Below are 18,609 nucleotides of genomic sequence, written 5' to 3'. Positions count from 1 at the left end.
CCCTACAAAATCGCTACAAACGACCTAAAACGCTAAACCACAGATAATCCAGCGGCAGCAGCACCAGATACGTGACAATTGCCAGCGCCAGACAGAGCACCATCCCCGCCTTTGCAGGCACCTTCCCTAACCCCATCGCCACCACAATCGGCGACGCCTGATACGGCAAGAGCGGCGTGGAATAACCCAGTACCTGGATCATGATCACTGACAGCAAAGGGAAACCTGTCGCATCCGAAAAACTCTGCGCCAGGGTGGTATACAGCGCCGGAACGCCGTTGGCGGTCATAATAAAGTTGAGCGCGGTGGTAATACCGGTCAGCGCCAGGAAGCTGGTGAACGGTCTCTCTGCATCCAGCGGCATAATGCGGAGCAACGCCTCGCCCACCGCCGTTCCAATCCCGGTTTGCGTGACGACAATCGCCAGCCCCAGAATACCGGCAACATAGATACAGGTACGCATATTCACACCGGCAGAAAACTCCTCTCCGGTGATAAAGCCCACGCGCGGCAGCATAACGATGACCGAGGCCGCCAGCCCCGTCCACGCGGGCCCCACGCCGTGCCAGCTCTCCGTCACCCACATCCCCAGCACTATCGCCAGCAGCCAGGCAAGACGTTTTTCATCCCGGCCCATGGGTTCAGATAACGTCTGTTCCTTCGGGGGTTTTGGATGACCGGGAAAAAGCCAGCAGATAAGGCCAATCAGGATCAGGCCTTTGAGAATACCCAGCACCGGCGTGTGCAGCAGCAGATACGGGACATAGTTCAGGTGGATACCGTACGAGCCTTCCGCCGCGCCGCTCATCACCAGGTTAGGGACGTTTGCAGGCAGGATCGTCGCCGAAAGCTGAAACGTCCCGAACCCCACCGCCAGCGCCAGACCAAACCAGGCGCGGGAGCCGTCAGCAATACCGGCGCGCTTTGCCATCGCGGCGACAATCGGCATCAGCAGCGCAATACGCCCCATATTCGACGGCATAACAAACGCCAGCGCGTAGCTCAGCAGCACCACGCTCGCCACCATCAATACCCAGGAGTCGGTGAGCTTTGCGGACAGCGCCCGGGCGGCCCTGTCCGCCAGCCCGGTTTTGCGGATCGCCACGCCGAGCACAAAACCGCTGAACACCAGCCAGAAAGCCGACGAGGCAAAACCGCCGAAGATAACCTCAGGTGGAGCAATTTTCGCCGTCATCGCTGCGGTGAAGAACAGCAGCGCGGTGATAAACTCCGGCAAGAGCGACGTCGCCCATAGCACGATGGTGACGCCAACGATCAGCGAGGGCAGCAACAGAGGATACGTTGACCAGAGCGACATACCTGTCTCCTGTAGAATTTTTCAGCAAGTCTACGGCGACAGGCAGGTTGAGTAAACGCTATTTATGGTGGGGTTACTTCAGGATATCGCATTGATGATCCTGCAATTCCTCCGCCGATGCGCGGTTCAGCATCAGCAGGTTGCGCTCCGTCGCCAGCAAAACAAACGAACCATCCGACTGCTGCGCCATCGCCAGCGCGAAGCGCCCCATATGGTCACGCGCTTCGGGCAACTCTTCTGCCAGCATCATAAACGGGCTGCGCTGGACCAGTTCATTCTCCGTCACCCGACGAGCAAGATATTCATGCCCTTCCAGCCCGCCCGGGAGCGGGAGCCACTGGGTGGTGATTTCTCCCTGAGACGCATTGAGCTTTTCGCGCACGTCCGGGCGCAGGCAGGAGATATGAATATGGAAATGATTCTGCGTACGGCCCGTCGGGGCGTTAATCGTCAGCGAAATGGCGCTGTCAGGCACCTCGGATCCGCGCTTCAGGGTCATAAAGCTTCGCGACTGCCAGGCCAGCCAGAAAAAGTTCGGCGTATGAGGTTCGGTCAACAGCGGACTTTCGGTGCCGTTGATGCGGTAGGTTGGCATCAGCAGATACTGCAGCGGCCCGTTGCGGTCTTTAAACACCACGTAGCCTGCATCTGTTTTCACCTGCGCACACGGCGCCGGATTACGGTGCTGGATCTGATTCGGCACACACTGGTCGAGAACGATATGTCGCAACGCATTCGGATTACCCGCTTTCATCCAGTACACGCCACCCGCGGCAAGGGCGATAACAATCAGGATCAGTAAGATAATTTTTTTCACAACGCGTTCCCTGTTTTCGATTGAGGCAAAAGAGTAACGCAAAATGATGACCAAATAAAAAACCCGGCGGATTTCTCACGCCGGGTAACCGTGTCATTGATGGATTTTTAGCGCTGGCTGATCTGGTCGAAGGTGCCGCCGTTAGAGAAGTGCTCTTTCTGCGCTTTCGTCCAGCCACCGAACACGTCATCAATGGTGAAGAGTTTCAGTTTAGGGAAGACAGTTTCGTATTTCTTCGCCACCGCAGGATCGCGTGGGCGATAGAAGTTTTTCGCCGCAATTTCCTGCCCTTCTGGTGAGTAGAGATACTTCAGGTAAGCTTCTGCCACCGCTTTGGTATCTTTTTTCTCAACCACCTTATCGACCACAGAGACGGTCGGCTCTGCCAGAATCGACTCGCTTGGGGTCACAATCTCGAATTTATCTTTGCCCAGTTCGTGGGTGGCCAGCAGGGCTTCGTTTTCCCATGCAATCAGCACGTCGCCAATTCCACGCTCGACGAAGGTGTTGGTGGCGCCACGCGCGCCGGAGTCCAGCACCTCAACGTTTTTATACAGCGCTTTCACGAACTCCTGCGCTTTGGCCTGGTCGCCATTGTTGTGATGCAGTGCGTAGCCCCACGCGCCCAGGTAGTTCCAGCGCGCGCCGCCAGAACTTTTCGGGTTCGGGGTGATCACTGACACGCCAGGTTTGATCAGGTCGTTCCAGTCGTGGATCTGTTTTGGGTTGCCTTTACGCACGAGGAAAACAATGGTCGATGTGTATGGTGCGGAGTTATCCGGCAGGCGTTTGATCCAGTTTTTGTCGATGCGGCCACGCTCGGCAATAGCGTCGACATCGTAGGCCAGCGCGAGAGTCACCACGTCGGCTTCAATACCGTTGATGACGGAGGTCGCCTGTTTACCGGACCCACCGTGAGACTGGCGAACCACCACGTTGTCGCCGGTTTCCTGCTTCCAGTGCGCCGCAAACGCTTTGTTGTATTGCTCGTACAGCTCACGCGTCGGGTCGTATGACACGTTCAGTAACTGGATGTCCTTAGCCAGAACGCTGGTCGATGCCAGCAATAATGTTAAACCCACGCCCCATTTATTCATCGCCCAGCTCTCTTGTGTAGTGTTTTGATGATTGCAGCGTGCCAGAAACGGAATCGAGGATTAAAGAATAAAAAAAGATTGGCTATAACTTTGAGGAATAAATAGTGGACAAGTGGCCTGATGCCCTCACCCAAGCCCTCTCCCACGGGAGAGGGAGCAAACATAAAAAACGGTAACCCAGGGGTTACCGTTTTGCATTTACTCTGGATGCCGATCAGTACAGTTTTTTCGCGCAGTCCAGCCAGTCACCTTTGAACGGACGCTTCATGTTTTCAATGGCGTCGATGATGTCGTGGTGAACCAGTTTTTCGTTCTGAATACCGACGCAGCGGCCGCCGTGACCCTGCAGCAGCAGTTCGATAGCATACGCGCCCATACGTGACGCCAGAATACGGTCATAAGGACCCGGGGAACCACCGCGCTGGATGTGACCCAGTACGGTTGCGCGCGTTTCACGTTTGGTTTCGGTTTCGATGTACTTCGCCAGCTCGTCAACGTCACAGATATGCTCGGTGATGGCCACGATCGCGTGTTTTTTCCCTTTCGCGATGCCCGCTTTAATTTCAGCCACCAGATCTTCACGGCTGAATTCCACTTCCGGAACCACCACGAATTCACAACCCCCCGCAATCGCCGCGGCCAGGGTCAGGTCACCACAGTAACGCCCCATCACTTCAACGATAGAGATACGCTGGTGAGAAGAAGAGGTGTCACGCAGACGGTCAATCGCTTCCACAACAGTACCCAGCGCGGTAAAGTAACCGATGGTGTAGTCAGTGCCTTTGATATCGTTGTCGATGGTGCCTGGCAGACCGATGCATGGGAAGCCCATTTCTGTCAGACGTTTTGCACCCATGTACGAGCCGTCACCACCGATAACTACCAGGGCGTCCAGGCCACGTTTTTTCATGTTTTCGATAGCCACTTCACGCACGTGTTCGTCACGGAATTCCGGGAAGCGCGCAGACCCAAGGAAGGTACCGCCACGGTTGATCATGTCAGACACGCTGTAACGGTCGAGCTGTACCATACGGTCTTCATACAGACCCAGGTAACCATCATAGATACCAAAAACTTCCAGACCTTCCGTCAGCGCTGAACGGACAACCCCACGAATTGCCGCGTTCATGCCCGGCGCATCACCGCCGCTTGTCAACACACCGATTTTCTTAATCATGACTACCTCTGAACTTAGGAATGCAAAATTGAAATCTGTTGCCGGAAGAAACTTATCGACCAACGAATACTGCAAATAGTATATCAATCCCTTCCAGCTGAATTGATTCAGGTCAGACCAAATGGCGGTAATTTATACACAAAATGCCGGCCTGGCTCACTTTTTTACAACGAATTACGAAAGCCCAACATGTCCGGGTATAACCGAGCAGGGATCCTGGTGAATGATGACGTCTGAACCAGGAAAACGCTGCAATATCGCCTGCTCGACCTGCTCAGCAATAACGTGAGCCTGAACCAGTGGCAGGTTGTCTTCCATTTCAATATGAATCTGAATAAAGCGGGTCGGCCCTGACTGCCGCGTTCGCAGATCGTGTGCACCGCTGACGCCAGGCCAGGAGGTTACGATTGAAAAAATTTCATTGCGTTCTGAGTCCGGGAGGGCGCGGTCAAGCAGTGATTGCACCGCTTCATACCCCATCCGCAAGGCGCTATATAAAATATAGATGCCAATCCCTAACGCAAACAACGCATCGGCCCGATGCCAGCCATACCAGGCCAGACCGAGCGCAATAAGAATAGCCCCATTCATCATAACATCAGATTGATAATGAAGCATATCTGCCCGTACAGCCTGGCTTTGCGTTTTGCGAACCACCCAGCGCTGGAACGTTACCAGAACAAGTGTGCATATAAGTGCAACGACCGTCACCACCACCCCTACACCGGGATCGTTCATCGGCGTCGGCGAGACGAGGTGCTGAATACCGGTTAAAAAGAGGAACAGCGCAGACCCGGAAATGAACATACTTTGCGCCAGCGCGGCCAGCGACTCCGCTTTACCGTGCCCAAAGGTGTGCTCTTCATCCGCCGGCTGCAGCGAGTAGCGCACCACCAGCAGGTTGGTCAACGAGGCGGCAATGTCCATCAGCGAGTCGACCAGCGCCGCCAGAATACTGACCGAGCCGGTATACCACCAGGCAAAGATTTTAATCAGTAACAGGCTGGATGCCATGACGGTCGCCGCGATGGCGGCCCGGCTGACCAGTCTTCCATAGGATTGATTCATAAACGCTCCTGTCATGTCATGCCGCTAGTATAACGGAAGCAGGAGGGGTCTAAGGATGAATAAACGGTTAACAAATCAGAATGCGGGGCAAAAAAAACCCCCACATCATGTGGGGGAAGACAGGGATGGTGTCTATGGCAAGGAAAACAGGGTTTACTGGTTACTTCGGGTACTGCTATTGCTACTGAAAAACGTCGTTTCTGAGCTTCGCTGCATCCGTGCAACCTTACGCAGCTGGTCCATTCGCTGCTGATGTCTGGTGTTCAAAACCGCTTGCTGCTCGGGCGTTAGCAGATGGAACATCTGGTTGCGGACCTTCGCCATTTCAACCTGGCGAGCAACCTGTTCCTGTGCCATTTTTTCGGCCTGAGCGCGTACAGCGCTTTCGTCAAAATTTTCTGCGGTGACAAGGCGATGCATTGTCTCCATTTCGCTAACATTAACAGGGGGCTGGTCATGTCGTGCCCTCTGCATCAGATCTCGCATCTGTTGACGCTGATGTTCGGTTAAACTTATGCCGTCAAACATATGGCTCTGGCTACTGTGCTGCGTTGTGTCCTCTTGTGAGGAACCGTTATCGCTGATGATAGCTACAGCAGCCTGGCTAAACGCACTGAACGCCAGCGTTGAGGCCATGACGGCAGCGGTAACTTTGCGCATCACTTGCTCCCAAAATCTTTCGTGTCGCGATTCAACGAGAGACAGTCTACGATTCAGGCTGCAAACATGCGTCAGGGGGTGTAAAACAACGTAAAGTCATGGATTAGACAGCCTTGATGTCGTAATTTCTGCCTCGGAGGTATTTAAACAATGAATAAAATCCTGTTAGTTGATGATGACCGAGAGCTCACATCCCTTTTAAAGGAGTTGCTCGACATGGAAGGTTTCAACGTCCTGGTTGCCCATGATGGCGAGCAGGCGCTGAGTCTCCTTGACGACAGCATCGATTTACTTTTGCTCGACGTCATGATGCCGAAGAAAAACGGTATCGATACGTTGAAAGAGCTTCGCCAGACACACCAGACCCCCGTTATTATGCTGACCGCGCGCGGCAGTGAACTTGACCGCGTACTCGGCCTGGAGCTGGGCGCGGATGACTATTTACCCAAGCCGTTTAACGACCGTGAACTGGTTGCCCGTATTCGCGCTATCCTGCGTCGTTCCCACTGGAGCGAGCAGCAGCAAAATACCGAGAACAGCTCACCGACCCTGGAAGTGGACTCCCTGAGCCTGAACCCGGGCCGTCAGGAAGCGAGCTTCGATGGCCAGACGCTGGAATTGACCGGTACGGAGTTCACCCTGCTGTATCTGCTGGCGCAGCACCTCGGCCAGGTGGTATCACGTGAACATTTGAGTCAGGAAGTGCTGGGCAAACGCCTCACCCCGTTTGACCGCGCCATTGATATGCACATCTCTAACCTGCGCCGTAAGCTGCCGGAGCGTAAAGACGGTCACCCGTGGTTTAAAACCCTGCGTGGTCGCGGTTATCTGATGGTTTCCGCTTCATGATTGGAAGCTTAACCGCCCGCATCTTCGCCATCTTCTGGCTGACGCTGGCACTGGTTTTAATGCTCGTACTGATGTTGCCAAAACTCGACTCACGCCAGATGACGGAGCTTCTCGACAGCGAGCAACGTCAGGGCGTGATGATCGAGCAGCACGTGGAAGCCGAGCTGGCAAACGATCCGCCAAACGATTTGATGTGGTGGCGCAGGCTGTTTCGCGCTATCGATAAGTGGGCTCCGCCCGGACAACGCCTTTTGCTGGTCACCAGCGAAGGCCGCGTGATTGGGGCCGATCGCAACGAAATGCAGATCATCCGCAACTTCATTGGTCAGGCGGATAACGCCGATCACCCCCAGAAGAAGAAATATGGCCGCGTAGAGATGGTGGGGCCTTTCTCCGTCAGAGACGGGGAAGACAATTATCAGCTCTACCTGATCCGTCCGGCGAGCAACTCCCAGTCCGATTTTATCAACCTGCTGTTTGACCGTCCTCTCCTGCTGCTGATTGTGACGATGCTCGTCAGCTCGCCGCTGCTGTTATGGCTGGCGTGGAGCCTGGCAAAACCGGCCCGTAAGCTGAAAAATGCCGCCGATGAAGTGGCGCAGGGTAACCTGCGACAACACCCCGAACTGGAAGCCGGACCGCAGGAGTTTCTTGCCGCCGGGACCAGTTTTAACCAGATGGTCAGCGCCCTCGATCGCATGATGACGGCCCAGCAACGTCTGCTGTCAGATATCTCGCACGAACTGCGAACCCCGCTTACGCGCCTGCAGCTTGGCACCGCGCTGCTGCGTCGCCGCAGCGGTGAGAGTAAAGAGCTGGAGCGCATCGAGACGGAAGCCCAGCGTCTGGACAGTATGATCAACGACCTGCTGGTCATGTCGCGCAATCAGCAGAAAAACGCGCTGGTGAGCGAAACGGTGAAAGCCAATCACCTGTGGCATGAAGTGCTGGATAACGCGGCGTTTGAAGCGGAACAGATGGGCAAATCCTTCACCGTCAACTTCCCGCCGGGGCCATGGCCGCTGTACGGAAACCCCAACACGCTGGAAAGCGCGCTGGAGAATATCGTGCGTAACGCCCTGCGCTACTCGCACACGAAGATTGAGGTCGCCTTCTCGGTGGATAAAGACGGGATTACCGTTATTGTGGATGACGACGGTCCTGGCGTCAGCCCGGAAGACCGCGAGCAGATCTTCCGTCCGTTCTACCGCACCGACGAGGCGCGCGACCGTGAATCCGGCGGTACGGGATTAGGCCTCGCGATTGTGGAAACCGCCATGCAGCAACACCGTGGCTGGGTGAAAGCCGACGACAGCCCGCTGGGCGGGTTGCGGTTAACGCTGTGGCTGCCGTTGTATAAGCGTTCGTAGACGTATGTGCCGGGTGGCGGCTTCGCCTTACCCGGCCTACTTTCCACGGGCACTATTTCCCCCACAATCTCCGCGAATTATCTTCGATCTTGCCGTGTAAACGCCGCTTCTGCATCGTTCTCGTCCAGCTGGTCGATAATCCCGCCGCCGACAGCAGGCGATGATATTGCTCGTCATCAAACGGCATATGCCAGGCAATGGCGCAGGCGTCATAAACAGACACCTCACTCAGACGTGATGCCAGTTCCAGCGGCGCATCCGCTGACACCTGCCCCGCCAGCACCACCCGGTACAGCCAGCCGGTTTTACCCGTGTTTTGCAGTTGAGCGGACATGTCATGAATGCCGAAATGGTAGTTGAGCTTGAAGCACGGCGAGCGCGGTTGGGTGACCTGGATCAGGGCATCGCCCCAGCGGTAGATATCGCCAATAAACACGTTCTTTTCGGTCAGCCCTTCGGTGGAGAGGTTCTCGCCAAATGCGGGGGCGACAAAGAGGTCCGCCAGCTCGGGGAACTCGGTTCTCCAGTGCTGATAGTGTTCGCGCGGGTAGTGACACAGCGCGCGATCGGGTCCGCCGTGGATTTTCTTTTCGGCCTGCTCGTCACCCGCAAGTCCGAGGTCGGTTAACATTAGCTCGCCGTCGACCTGAATTTTGGCGATGGCGCTCGGGCGGCTGCCGTCGTACTCCCTTACCTTGCCTGTAAATACATTCACCGGATAATGCATCGCTGCTCCTTTCTGCAGATACAAAAAAAGCGAGTCATCAGACTCGCTTCTCACAGGCGTCAATGCAACCTTATTTTTTCGCGGCGAAACGCGCTGCTGCTTCGTCCCAGTTCACCACGTCCCAGAACGCTTTGATGTAGTCGGGGCGACGGTTCTGGAATTTCAGGTAGTAAGCGTGTTCCCACACGTCCAGGCCCAGGATTGGGAAACCGGATGCGCCAGAGATCGCTTCACCCATCAGCGGGGAGTCCTGGTTAGCGGTAGAAACCACGGCCAGTTTGTCACCTTTCAGTACCAGCCACGCCCAGCCAGAGCCGAAACGGGTGGCCGCGGCTTTTTCGAATTCCGCTTTGAAGTTGTCAACGGAACCAAAATCGCGCTCGATAGCCGCTTTCAGGTCGCCCTGCAGAGTGGTACCGGTTTTCAGGCCTTTCCAGAACAGGCTGTGGTTCGCGTGACCGCCAGCGTTGTTGCGCAGAACGGTTTTCTTGTCTGCTGGCAGCTGGTCCAGCTTGGTGATCAGCTCTTCAACAGGCAGGTTAGCGAACTCTGGCAGGCTTTCCAGCGCAGCATTCGCGTTGTTCACATAGGTCTGGTGGTGTTTAGTGTGATGGATTTCCATCGTCTGCTTGTCGAAATGCGGTTCCAGTGCGTCGTAGGCATACGGCAGGGATGGCAGTGTATAACTCATAATCCTCTCCATTATTGTCGGGCGGCACAGCTGTTAATGCCGCGTAAGCAGTTGGTTCATTATAGTTAATTAAATGATATTGAAAATGATTATCAATGCCGTAGTTTTTATAAGGTTATTCATTTTCTGACCAAAGCTAAAAGGGTGAATGGGATCAGGACGTTAATGGACTTCTACCGCCTTATTGCCTGCCGCAATCTCACGCCTGCTGCTCAGCGTAAAGGCTGACACCACCGTAATCGCCAGCACGAAACAGCCCAGCATCAGGTACGTCTCCTGGAAGCCGATTCGGTCGTACATATTACCGGCAAAGGCAGAAAGGAAAATCGCCGCCGACTGCTTGGCAAACTGGAAGCCAATCAGGTAGATAGTGGCCGACAGACGGGTGTCAAACACCCCGGTGATGTATTTGAACGCCCCCACCAGCAGGAACGGCACCTCCAGCGCATGCAGCATCTTCAGGGCAATCACTTCTACAGCGGTGGTGGCAAATGACGAGCCGATAATGCGCGTCGCCATTATCACCCCGGCGATCAGCAGCGTGTTTTTCGCGCCGATGCGGTTAATGATCCACGGCGAGCAGAACATGATGATGGCGTTACAAATTTCCCCGGCCGTCGTCGCAAAACCAAAAGCGCGGGTCCCCTCCTGAGGCGTCGCGAAGAAGGTTTTGAAGAAGGTGGCAAACTGCTGGTCGAAGACGTCATAGACGCAGGCCACGCCAATTACGTACAGGATAAACATCCACATTCTGCGCTGGCGAAACAGGTTAAAAACGGTTCTGGCTGTAATCTGCGGCTGGTTGGCGCCCAGGGCGTTCATTACCTGCGCCGTCTGGTTGGGCTTCGGCTTCGCGACCACCAGCAATAGCATCAACAGCAGCGCCGCCCCCGACCCCATCCAGAAGACATACGACGGATCGATGCCGAACAGGATGCCCCCCGTTGAGGCGCACAGCCCCCAGCCAAGACAGCCGAACATGCGCGCCTTGCCGTATTCAAAGAAGCTGTTGCGGCTTACGCGTTCGATATAGGCCTCAATCGCCCCCGATCCCGCCGAGAAAACAAAACCGATGTACAGCCCGCCGCTCAGCGCCCCCAGCCAGATATTGGTTTTCAGCAGCGGTGCGAAAACGTACAGGAAGAAGGGGGCAAACAGAAACAGCAGCACGGAGATAATCCACAACAGATGTTTTTTTAACCCCAGCTTGTCCGAAATCACCCCCAGTACCGGCTGGAAGGCGATAGCTGATAGCGAGATGCAGGAGAAAACAATCCCGGTATGGGTTTTGTTTAGCCCGATGATGTCCGACAGCCAGATGGGCAGGAACGGAAAGCAGGTGGCCATGATGAAGAAGTAGAGAAAGAAGAACAGCCCGAAAATCCAGAAGTTAGGGTTGTCTTTGTGGGTACAGGTTGTTGTGTTCATTATTTTTATCCTCAACGGAGGGCCGGGTCTCCGGCCCGTCACCCTTACACGCGTTCCACGCCAATCAGAATGGCGGTTTCCGGATCCAGAATCGGCAGCGCAATCCCTGCCTGCATCAGCCACTCACCGCTCACCGTTTGCGGCGCGTCCATCCACGCCGGCAGCATGCGCATGGTGTGCCCACCCTCACCCGTAATCTGAATATTCGGGTTATCGAGCAGCGTGATGCGGTACTGCGCGCTGGCTTCTAACCCCGGCATGCGCAGCGGCATCATCAGGGTGTAATCCGGCATCGCGAGCTGGCTGACCATAAACAGTCCGTACGTCTTATCTTCGCTCACGATGCCCTGCGCCATCGTGGTGGCGTCCGGCATATCCACGCGCCACTGGGTACCGCGATGGATCACCTCACGCCACTGCTTGTGCAAGGCGGCATAGTGACGATATCCCTCGCGCTCTTTCTCATCCACGGTGAGTGGATCCAGCTCCAGCCCCATATGGCCAAACAGCGCAGTCAAACCGCGGAATTCAATGCTGTGCTGGCGGAAGGTGGCATGACATTTATGATGACCGATATGCGCGCCCATCACTTCCGGCGGGAAAAAATAGCTCATACCGCGCTGGATAGTGTTTCGCTCCAGCGCATCGTTATTGTCGGACGCCCAGAAGCGGTGGCAGCGGGTCAGGACCTCATAATCGATTCGTCCACCACCAGAGGAGCAGGATTCGAATTCGATGTGCGGGAAGCGTTCGCCCAGCACGTCTAATAGACGATAAAACTGACGGGTTTGAGCGTCGGCCGCGGCTTTGCCGTTATGTCCCGGCTGCACCAGCTCGCGATTCATGTCCCATTTCACGTAGTCGACCGCATGCTCGCCCAGCAGCCAGCTCATGCGCGTCAGCAGGTAATCAAACGCGTCCGGAATGTTCAGGTTAAGCACCAGCTGGTGTCGCCCGGTCACCTGGGGGTAGCCTGGCAGCGCCAGAACCCAGTCAGGGTGCGCGCGATACAAATCAGAATCGGGGTTAATCATCTCCGGCTCAACCCAGATACCAAACTCCATGCCAAGCTGTTTGACGTGGTTTATCACCGGCGTCAGGCCATCAGGGTATTTTTTCTCGTCCAGATACCAGTCACCCAGCGCGGCACGATCGTCGTTGCGGCCTTTAAACCAGCCGTCGTCAATGATAAAACGTTCCACGCCCAGCGCTGCGGCCTCGTCGGCCATACGCATGATGTAGTCCGGGTCGTGACTGAAGTAGATCCCCTCCCAGGTGTTGAGGTGGACCGGACGCGGTTTGTTTTCCGGAAAGCGGATGACGTTGTCGCGCAGGTAACGGTGGAACTGCTGGCTCATGCCGTTCAGTCCCTGCGCGGAGTAGCTGGCATACAGGCGCGGCGTCCAGAGCGTGTCGCCCTCTTCAATCGCCACCTCACCCGGCAGGTAGAGCGCTTCGGCCTGAATATAACGGCGACCATCGGTTTTCGCTTCCGCGCGCAGGCGGTGGTTGCCGCTCCAGCCCAGATGCACACCCCAGACGTCGCCGTGCATTTCACTGAACGATGGCGTACCCGAAATCAGCGCCGGGAAGTGTTCGTGGGACGTTTTACCCCGGCGATTTTCAATCACGAAACTGTCGTGCTCAAGCATGACGCGGTGCGGCTGAAATTCACGGATCCAGCGGCCGTGGAAGGCCAGCACCTCCCGCGCTCGCTCGGCGACCGGCAGCGTGACGGCGAAACGGTCCACCTGCCACGCCTGGGATTTCAGGTTGGTTAAGCCATGACGCACCGCCAGCACGCCGCTGGCATCCAGCGCCATTTCGCTGGTCAGGCGCAGGCCCGCATGTTCATCTTCTGCCGTAATTGTCAGGGTTTGTCCCTGCTGCTGTACGTCCGTGGTGGTGAAAACCGGGGAACCGTCCAGCCCCTGTCGGTGCCCCTCAATGCCGGGCGATCCAAACAGGCCGTGCCCCAGTTCAGCCATCAGCGTGACAGGTGAATCAACATCCAGCCTGCCGTTGGCCACCGGACGTGCGAGCGTAGCGACATCCTGCGGCGAAAAGTGGTGAAGGTGCGGCCCCCAGTAGAGAATTTCTGCAAACGGGTGCGTTTTAATCACCACGTCTACCGTGTCGCTTACAAGTCGTAAAATGGGATCGTGCATCAGGCATCTCCTGTCATCGGAATGACCTGAGTGTTGATCCGAAACGTTTCGGATACAAACCAAAACGTTTCGGATCTGTGATCGGGTTTGGAATTTTACGAGATTTAAGCCGTCTGGCCCGGGAAGAACTCCGGCTGCCAGAGTACCTGAAGCGTGTCGATATCGTCGCCATTAATCAGCTGGCGCACCATATCGGCAATCTGCTTTCCGACGCCCTGACGGGTAGACTGGATCACTGCCGCCACGTCGATATCAACAATGCTGTCCTGGGGTAAGCCGTCGTAGACCACCAGCGAGACGGCATTTTCGCCAGTAAGGCGTCCCATCTGCGCCAGCGCCATTGCCGCGCCGTCGCCGTGGGTGTTGCAGTCGGTAATGATGGCCGTGGGAGGCTGCGGCAGAGCGAGCAGCGCTTTCGTGGTGGCATACCCCACGCGGCGCGAAGGGGGCATGGCGCGCAGCCACTCGCTGGACAGCCCGGCTTCCCGTAACGCGTCCAGATAGCCCTGGCGACGCTGGGTGATAAATGCCTGATTGTTGCTTTCGCCCAGTAGCGCAATGCGTTGATGCCCTTTCTCGATCAGCCAGCGGGTGGCGTGATACGTGCCGGCATAGTTGTCGAAATCGAACCACGCATACGGCTGCGGCAGCTGGCTGCGCCCGAGCGCCAGAAAAGGGAACCCGGCGGCCTGAAGTTGCTCAAGACGCGGATCATGATCCAGCGTATGCGCCACAATCAGCGCATCCACGCGCCGGCTTTGAACCATGCGCATATAGCTGTGCTTGTCCGCCAGATCATCATCGGCGATGAGCAGTAAGTCGATTTCATGTCGCGCCAGTTCGTGGCTAATTTCGCCGACCATGTCCATAAAAACGCTGTTATTGAGCGGAACAGGATGCACTGGAAAAACGAGCCCGACGGCATCAATTTTGCCCATCTTCAGGCGGCGGGCAAACGTATTTGGTCGATAGCCACGGCGCTGGGCCTCCGCTTCCACGCGGGCACGCGTCTCGGCGGAGACGTCATCATACCCGTTAAGCGCACGGCTGACGGTGGTGACAGACAGCCCCAGTTCTTTAGCAATTGCTTTAAGCGACATGATTTTCCGTATCTTCGTTAATTTTGTTCCGCCACCAGCAGCGCGTAGGTGTCTGGCTCCAGGGCTTTAAAGATATGCGGCTGGTCTGCGGGGTAGCAAATGTAGTCCCCTGCCCCAAGCTCTTCCGCGGCGTCGAGCAGCCCGACCAGCGCGCGTCCCTGCGTCACAATAATATGTTCAACCGAGCCAGGTGAATGTGGTTGAGAGAGACGATCGGCACCCGGTTGGGTCATCAGAAGGTAGATATCACGGCGTGCACCCGGGGGGCATGCCGCCAGCAAAATGGCTTCGTAGTTCGCCTGCCCGGCGACCACTTTCGTCCCCTCGCCACGGCGGATCACCTGCGTGGTCGGAAGTTGTGGCTCAAGCAAGCGGGCAAAAGGAATATCCAGCGCCACGCAGAGCGACCACAACGTTTCCAGGCTAGGGTTACCGTTGCCGGACTCCAGCTGGGAAAGAGTGGATTTAGCGATCCCGGCACGACGGGCAATTTCCGCCAGTGAAAGTCCGGTTCGCAGGCGTTCTCGCACCAGACTTTTGGCGATCACGCTGATTGGCTGCGTCATAAAACGGCCTCTTGTTCTATAAATCGAACGAATCGTTCATCTTGAAAAACAGTTCAGTTGCGTTCATTATAATGGATAAACGTTCGATATGGCTAAAATTGTATGAAGCATCATCTCTCTTGTCTGAAAGGCGACACCATTAAAGCGATCATCCTGGTTTGCCTCGCGGTCGGCGTGGTCGGGATGTCATACGGCTCCCTGGCAATGGCCTACGGTTTTCCGGTCTGGGTCCCGTTTGTGCTCTCCATTACCGTGCTCGCGGGCGCGTCCGAATTTATGTTTATTGGTATTGTGGCGAGCGGCGGGAACCCGCTGGCAGCGGCGGCGGCGGGGTTGCTGGTCAACGCGCGCCATGTGCCGTTTGGCGTGACGGTGCGTGAACTGGTGGGCAAACGGGGGTTGAGCCTTCTTGGATGCCACATCATGAACGACGAAAGCGTGGTGTTTGGTCTGTCGCAAAAAACGCCCGAACAGCGCAAGGCGGCCTACTGGCTATGCGGTTTAGGGGTGGCCATTATCTGGCCACTGGGGGCCCTGCTGGGCGCCATGGTCGGCAAATTGCTCCCGGATCCGGAAACCATCGGCCTGGATGCGGTCTTCCCGGCCATATTGCTGGCACTTGTGGTTCCCGCGTTTAAAAACCGTACCACGCTCATCCGCGCCTGCAGCGGTGCAGTTCTGTCGCTGGCCGCCGTGCCGTTTGCCCCGGTGGGCTTACCGGTTCTGCTCTCTTTACTGGGTCTCGCGGCGAGGAAAAAATAATGGGAAATATGACGTTTTTTATTCTTGGTATCGCAATTTTGTCTGCGGGAACCTATCTGATGCGTCTTGGCGGGGCAAAACTCGGCAGCAGGCTGGCATTATCGGAGCGTTCACAGGCGCTGCTGTCAGATGCGGCAACGGTGTTGCTGTTTTCCGTGGCGCTGGCGACCACCTTTTATGAAGGTGACCATTTTGCCGGCATGGCACGCGTATTGGGCGTCGCGTTTGCGGTGTTTCTTGCCTGGCGAAAAATGCCGTTAATTGTGGTCATCATAGCGGCGGCAGTAGTCACCGCACTGCTGCGTGTGGCGGGGATCCACTAAGAATGATGCCCGGCATACTACTCTGCCGGGTATCAAAAGGGTTATTACGCAGGAAGGGTATCGACGCTCAGCGTCAGCGTCTCGGTAAGATCGGTGGCATTGGTCACGCTGAAGGCTTTCTCTGACAGGTAGGTCGTCACCATCATGGTTGCGGTGAACTGCTCTCCCGCCACTTCCATCCCGTTAACGGCAGCCAGCGCTTTTTCTGGCGGCAACGTCACTTCTGGCGCCCCACCCTGAACCACCACCGCACCAATATCGACAGCGGCCAGTTGCACACTCTTCCCGTCCATTCGGCCATCCTTGAATGCGATCTTCATCGCGCCGTTATCGGTGTATCGCCAGGCCCTGTTTTGTCGGGCAGCGCCGTTGATTGAGATCCGCATTTTACGCGCATCCGGACACATCACCGACACCCGCAGTTCCCGCGTTACCGAGGCATAACCGTTATAAACTTTGCCCACATGCTCAGCGGAACCCTTTCGCATATCGTCTTTACGATAACGACCGTAGTCGATTGTCTTCACGGCGGACATCATTTTGCATTCGCCATCATCAGCCTGCGCGGCTGCCGGTCCGCAGAGCAACGCGGCCAACATCACGTACTTATGAATGTTATTCAAAGACACTTCCCTGTCACCTCTTCGTAGAATGTATTCGGTTTTTCCTCCGGAAGGGTATACGTCAGCTTGCAACGCTCTCCCTCCACCGTCGCGTAGAGCTGCTGGTTGGCAGAGATATCGTTCAGGAAGATCACGCCGTCTTCGGGTGCCGTAGTGATGTATTCACCCGCTTCGTCCACAATCGGGATACCTTCCGGCAGCGGCGTACCGTCCGCGCGGCTGATAGCCAGCAGCACGCGGCGCTGGCTTAGCATCTCAAACTCCCACTTCGCCACGGCGCCATGAGAGGCCTTGATCGCCGTTCTGCCGTTTCTGACATCCAGGTTGCCTGGCAGCTTTTCGGTGTTGATCTCAATCGTGCTTTCCTGGAATGGTGACAGCACAGGGATCACCGCCTGACCCCATTTATCCGTCCATACCGGGCCACGCGCGGTGCCAATCTCGACGCCTGCCGCTGGTTTATCCAGCTTAGCGATGGCATAGGTGTCAGCCACCTGATAAGGCGAGAAGGTCACGCCGTCGCCGTGCACCACCATCCCGCCGCTCAGCGACGCGGAATAGTTGGTGTTGCTGTTGTTATCGCCCCCAGCCGCCAGCGCCAGGCTGGTGTAATGCAGATTGCTGTTCAGTGAGCTGTCCCAGCTGGTGCTGTTCTCATCATGATCCTGAGAGACGCCAACGGCATACTGGCTCGCCTCATTGAACGATCCCATCGCGCGCGTACCGTAGGAACGCTTGCCTTCGCTATCACGATACCAGGAGCTGGTGCTGACGCCCGTACGGCCGAGCGGGATCGACACGTTCACGTAAAACTGATCGTTATCACTGTCGTCGTTGCGGCTGACATCCGATTCCCAGTTCACACTCAGGTTGAAATATTTGAAGGTTTGCGACCATGAAGAGACGAAACGGCGGCTATTGTTCTCGCTGTTCCATCTCTCGTTGCGGTAGTAGCTAAGGGAGAAGCGGCCAAGCGTGGTGTTGGACCAGTTAATACCTATGTTGGTGTCGTATTTGGTTTGCGACATATCGTCGTCTTCATCGTAAAGCTCCGTCATTTCACGGTAATCCGGCGTACCGTAGCTGCCGCCCATCGAAATGCCGATGCCCCACGGCAGCGCATAGCCTACATCCAGCGTCGTTTTGTTGCCCTTCGTTTGCGTCTGGTTGTCTAACGACGCCAGAAAACCGAGCGAGGCATACAGGTTCTGCGTCGGCGTGGTATCGAGGTTGCCGGAGAAACCGTAATAGCGGTTATCCGCCATCACCATACCGGCGACGACATTCATGCGCCTGTTGATAGACCAGCCGTTATTGGCCGAGACCACCCACGGTTTTTCGAGGCGCGATTCCATGTCGCTTTCAACACGGCCTACCGCCATGCTAAAGCCCGGTGCGCCCCCCACGTGGCTGCTGCGAAAGGTACTCGCCGCCACGGTAAAGCGGTTTTCGCTGCCGTCGGTCTCGGTCACCGTGACGTTCAGGTCGGTGTTGAGGTTAGCCAGCGGTACGTCGTCCAGGCTAAACGGCCCGGCAGGCACCAGCGTCGAATAAATCAGCTGTCCGCCCTGGCGAATATCGACACGCGCCTGAGGATTTCGGGCGATCCCGTTCACTTCCACGCCCGTCCCCGTCTGAGGCGAAAGCGCGTTATCTGGCATCATCTGTACACCGTAAATAACCGGAATACTGAAGCGACTATTGGCCACGTTAATCTGACCGCCCTGCACCATCACGCCATAATCGGTAAAGGTACGCTGGGCGTAGGTATTGAGTGAGGAAAAGTCAAAGCGCTGATCGCTGCCGTCGCTAATAAACTGCGTGCTGCGTACAATCCAGTCCCCGGCGTTAAAGCCCAGTTCTAA

18 protein-coding genes are annotated in these 18,609 nt (G+C 56.2%); 4 read left to right on the top strand and 14 right to left on the bottom strand.

All coding sequences use genetic code 11. The annotated features are described in order from the left end of the window. Positions 1-13: 13 nt before the first annotated feature. The 6 genes from C5687_RS14545 to cpxP all read right to left on the bottom strand — a co-directional run bounded on the left by C5687_RS14545 (position 14) and on the right by cpxP (position 6,137). The gene (locus C5687_RS14545) at positions 14-1,318 is read right to left on the bottom strand and encodes an SLC13 family permease (RefSeq protein ID WP_047959722.1); all 1,305 of its coding nucleotides are present in this window, start codon (positions 1,316-1,318) and stop codon (positions 14-16) included. A 73-nt stretch (positions 1,319-1,391) separates the two neighbouring features. Next, complete coding sequence (locus tag C5687_RS14540; protein ID WP_104557197.1) at positions 1,392-2,135, bottom strand: CDP-diacylglycerol diphosphatase; 744 nt, start codon at positions 2,133-2,135, stop codon at positions 1,392-1,394. 107 nt (positions 2,136-2,242) lie between these two features. Next, complete coding sequence (locus C5687_RS14535) at positions 2,243-3,232, bottom strand: sulfate ABC transporter substrate-binding protein (protein ID WP_025758814.1); 990 nt, start codon at positions 3,230-3,232, stop codon at positions 2,243-2,245. A 214-nt stretch (positions 3,233-3,446) separates the two neighbouring features. After that, positions 3,447-4,409, bottom strand: a complete 963-nt coding sequence (gene pfkA, locus C5687_RS14530) for a 6-phosphofructokinase (RefSeq protein WP_014172210.1) — start codon at positions 4,407-4,409, stop codon at positions 3,447-3,449. 174 nt (positions 4,410-4,583) lie between these two features. Then, positions 4,584-5,477 carry a CDF family cation-efflux transporter FieF gene (gene fieF / locus C5687_RS14525; protein ID WP_104557196.1) on the bottom strand — a complete coding sequence of 298 codons (894 nt, stop codon included), beginning with the start codon at positions 5,475-5,477 and terminating at the stop codon, positions 4,584-4,586. A 153-nt stretch (positions 5,478-5,630) separates the two neighbouring features. Then, positions 5,631-6,137 (bottom strand): cell-envelope stress modulator CpxP, encoded by a 507-nt coding sequence (gene cpxP / locus C5687_RS14520; protein WP_025758810.1) that lies wholly within the window; start codon positions 6,135-6,137, stop codon positions 5,631-5,633. A gap of 150 nt (positions 6,138-6,287) precedes the next feature. Here cpxP and cpxR point away from each other — a divergent pair, with 150 nt between their 5' ends. Together cpxR and cpxA are read left to right on the top strand one after the other, a co-directional pair. Then, entirely contained in the window at positions 6,288-6,986 is a 699-nt protein-coding gene (gene cpxR / locus C5687_RS14515; protein ID WP_025758808.1) for an envelope stress response regulator transcription factor CpxR, read from the top strand. After that, complete coding sequence (cpxA, locus tag C5687_RS14510; protein ID WP_025758806.1) at positions 6,983-8,356, top strand: envelope stress sensor histidine kinase CpxA; 1,374 nt, start codon at positions 6,983-6,985, stop codon at positions 8,354-8,356. The genes cpxR and cpxA overlap by 4 nt, the downstream gene beginning before the upstream one ends. A gap of 52 nt (positions 8,357-8,408) precedes the next feature. Here cpxA and yiiM read toward each other — a convergent pair whose 3' ends face one another. The 6 genes from yiiM to C5687_RS14480 form a co-directional block, all read right to left on the bottom strand. Continuing rightward, positions 8,409-9,083, bottom strand: coding sequence for a 6-hydroxyaminopurine reductase (yiiM, locus tag C5687_RS14505; protein WP_373467660.1), 675 nt, complete (start codon positions 9,081-9,083; stop codon positions 8,409-8,411). 70 nt (positions 9,084-9,153) lie between these two features. After that, entirely contained in the window at positions 9,154-9,774 is a 621-nt protein-coding gene (gene sodA, locus C5687_RS14500) for a superoxide dismutase [Mn] (RefSeq protein WP_003861999.1), read from the bottom strand. A 162-nt stretch (positions 9,775-9,936) separates the two neighbouring features. Then, positions 9,937-11,202 (bottom strand): MFS transporter, encoded by a 1,266-nt coding sequence (locus C5687_RS14495; protein ID WP_025760219.1) that lies wholly within the window; start codon positions 11,200-11,202, stop codon positions 9,937-9,939. A 44-nt stretch (positions 11,203-11,246) separates the two neighbouring features. Continuing rightward, complete coding sequence (locus C5687_RS14490) at positions 11,247-13,370, bottom strand: alpha-galactosidase (protein ID WP_104557194.1); 2,124 nt, start codon at positions 13,368-13,370, stop codon at positions 11,247-11,249. Between the two features lie 104 nt (positions 13,371-13,474). After that, a complete protein-coding gene (locus C5687_RS14485) occupies positions 13,475-14,470 on the bottom strand; it encodes a LacI family DNA-binding transcriptional regulator (RefSeq protein WP_059386309.1) in 996 nt (331 codons plus the stop codon). Between the two features lie 17 nt (positions 14,471-14,487). Further along, a complete protein-coding gene (locus tag C5687_RS14480; protein WP_025760217.1) occupies positions 14,488-15,036 on the bottom strand; it encodes a helix-turn-helix domain-containing protein in 549 nt (182 codons plus the stop codon). 102 nt (positions 15,037-15,138) lie between these two features. Here C5687_RS14480 and C5687_RS14475 point away from each other — a divergent pair, with 102 nt between their 5' ends. Both C5687_RS14475 and C5687_RS14470 read left to right on the top strand, forming a co-directional pair. Further along, entirely contained in the window at positions 15,139-15,798 is a 660-nt protein-coding gene (locus tag C5687_RS14475; RefSeq protein ID WP_032644337.1) for an AzlC family ABC transporter permease, read from the top strand. Beyond that, positions 15,798-16,121 (top strand): AzlD domain-containing protein, encoded by a 324-nt coding sequence (locus C5687_RS14470; RefSeq protein ID WP_025760215.1) that lies wholly within the window; start codon positions 15,798-15,800, stop codon positions 16,119-16,121. Before C5687_RS14475 ends, C5687_RS14470 begins: the two co-directional genes overlap by 1 nt. Positions 16,122-16,165: 44 nt before the next feature. Here C5687_RS14470 and C5687_RS14465 read toward each other — a convergent pair whose 3' ends face one another. Both C5687_RS14465 and C5687_RS14460 read right to left on the bottom strand, forming a co-directional pair. Next, positions 16,166-16,750, bottom strand: coding sequence for a DUF1120 domain-containing protein (locus tag C5687_RS14465; protein ID WP_059386310.1), 585 nt, complete (start codon positions 16,748-16,750; stop codon positions 16,166-16,168). After that, positions 16,741-18,609 (bottom strand): fimbrial biogenesis usher protein (locus C5687_RS14460; protein ID WP_104557193.1); only part of this gene is annotated, 1,869 nt, incomplete at its 5' end. The genes C5687_RS14460 and C5687_RS14465, both read right to left, overlap by 10 nt.

Origin of the sequence: Enterobacter sichuanensis (genome assembly GCF_002939185.1) — a bacterium.
Taxonomy (GTDB): domain Bacteria; phylum Pseudomonadota; class Gammaproteobacteria; order Enterobacterales; family Enterobacteriaceae; genus Enterobacter; species Enterobacter sichuanensis.
This window is presented reverse-complemented; position numbering and strand designations above follow the sequence as displayed.

Bases quoted from the DNA above. Each gene is read 5' to 3' on its own strand.
- C5687_RS14495 (WP_025760219.1), bottom strand. From the start codon at position 11,202: ATGAACACAACAACCTGTACCCACAAAGACAACCCTAACTTCTGGATT.
- cpxP (WP_025758810.1), bottom strand. From the start codon at position 6,137: ATGCGCAAAGTTACCGCTGCCGTCATGGCCTCAACGCTGGCGTTCAGT.
- C5687_RS14470 (WP_025760215.1), top strand. From the start codon at position 15,798: ATGGGAAATATGACGTTTTTTATTCTTGGTATCGCAATTTTGTCTGCG.
- yiiM (WP_373467660.1), bottom strand. From the start codon at position 9,083: ATGCATTATCCGGTGAATGTATTTACAGGCAAGGTAAGGGAGTACGAC.
- pfkA (WP_014172210.1), bottom strand. From the start codon at position 4,409: ATGATTAAGAAAATCGGTGTGTTGACAAGCGGCGGTGATGCGCCGGGC.
- C5687_RS14490 (WP_104557194.1), bottom strand. From the start codon at position 13,370: ATGCACGATCCCATTTTACGACTTGTAAGCGACACGGTAGACGTGGTG.
- C5687_RS14485 (WP_059386309.1), bottom strand. From the start codon at position 14,470: ATGTCGCTTAAAGCAATTGCTAAAGAACTGGGGCTGTCTGTCACCACC.
- C5687_RS14475 (WP_032644337.1), top strand. From the start codon at position 15,139: ATGAAGCATCATCTCTCTTGTCTGAAAGGCGACACCATTAAAGCGATC.
- cpxR (WP_025758808.1), top strand. From the start codon at position 6,288: ATGAATAAAATCCTGTTAGTTGATGATGACCGAGAGCTCACATCCCTT.
- cpxA (WP_025758806.1), top strand. From the start codon at position 6,983: ATGATTGGAAGCTTAACCGCCCGCATCTTCGCCATCTTCTGGCTGACG.
- C5687_RS14545 (WP_047959722.1), bottom strand. From the start codon at position 1,318: ATGTCGCTCTGGTCAACGTATCCTCTGTTGCTGCCCTCGCTGATCGTT.
- C5687_RS14480 (WP_025760217.1), bottom strand. From the start codon at position 15,036: ATGACGCAGCCAATCAGCGTGATCGCCAAAAGTCTGGTGCGAGAACGC.
- fieF (WP_104557196.1), bottom strand. From the start codon at position 5,477: ATGAATCAATCCTATGGAAGACTGGTCAGCCGGGCCGCCATCGCGGCG.
- sodA (WP_003861999.1), bottom strand. From the start codon at position 9,774: ATGAGTTATACACTGCCATCCCTGCCGTATGCCTACGACGCACTGGAA.
- C5687_RS14535 (WP_025758814.1), bottom strand. From the start codon at position 3,232: ATGAATAAATGGGGCGTGGGTTTAACATTATTGCTGGCATCGACCAGC.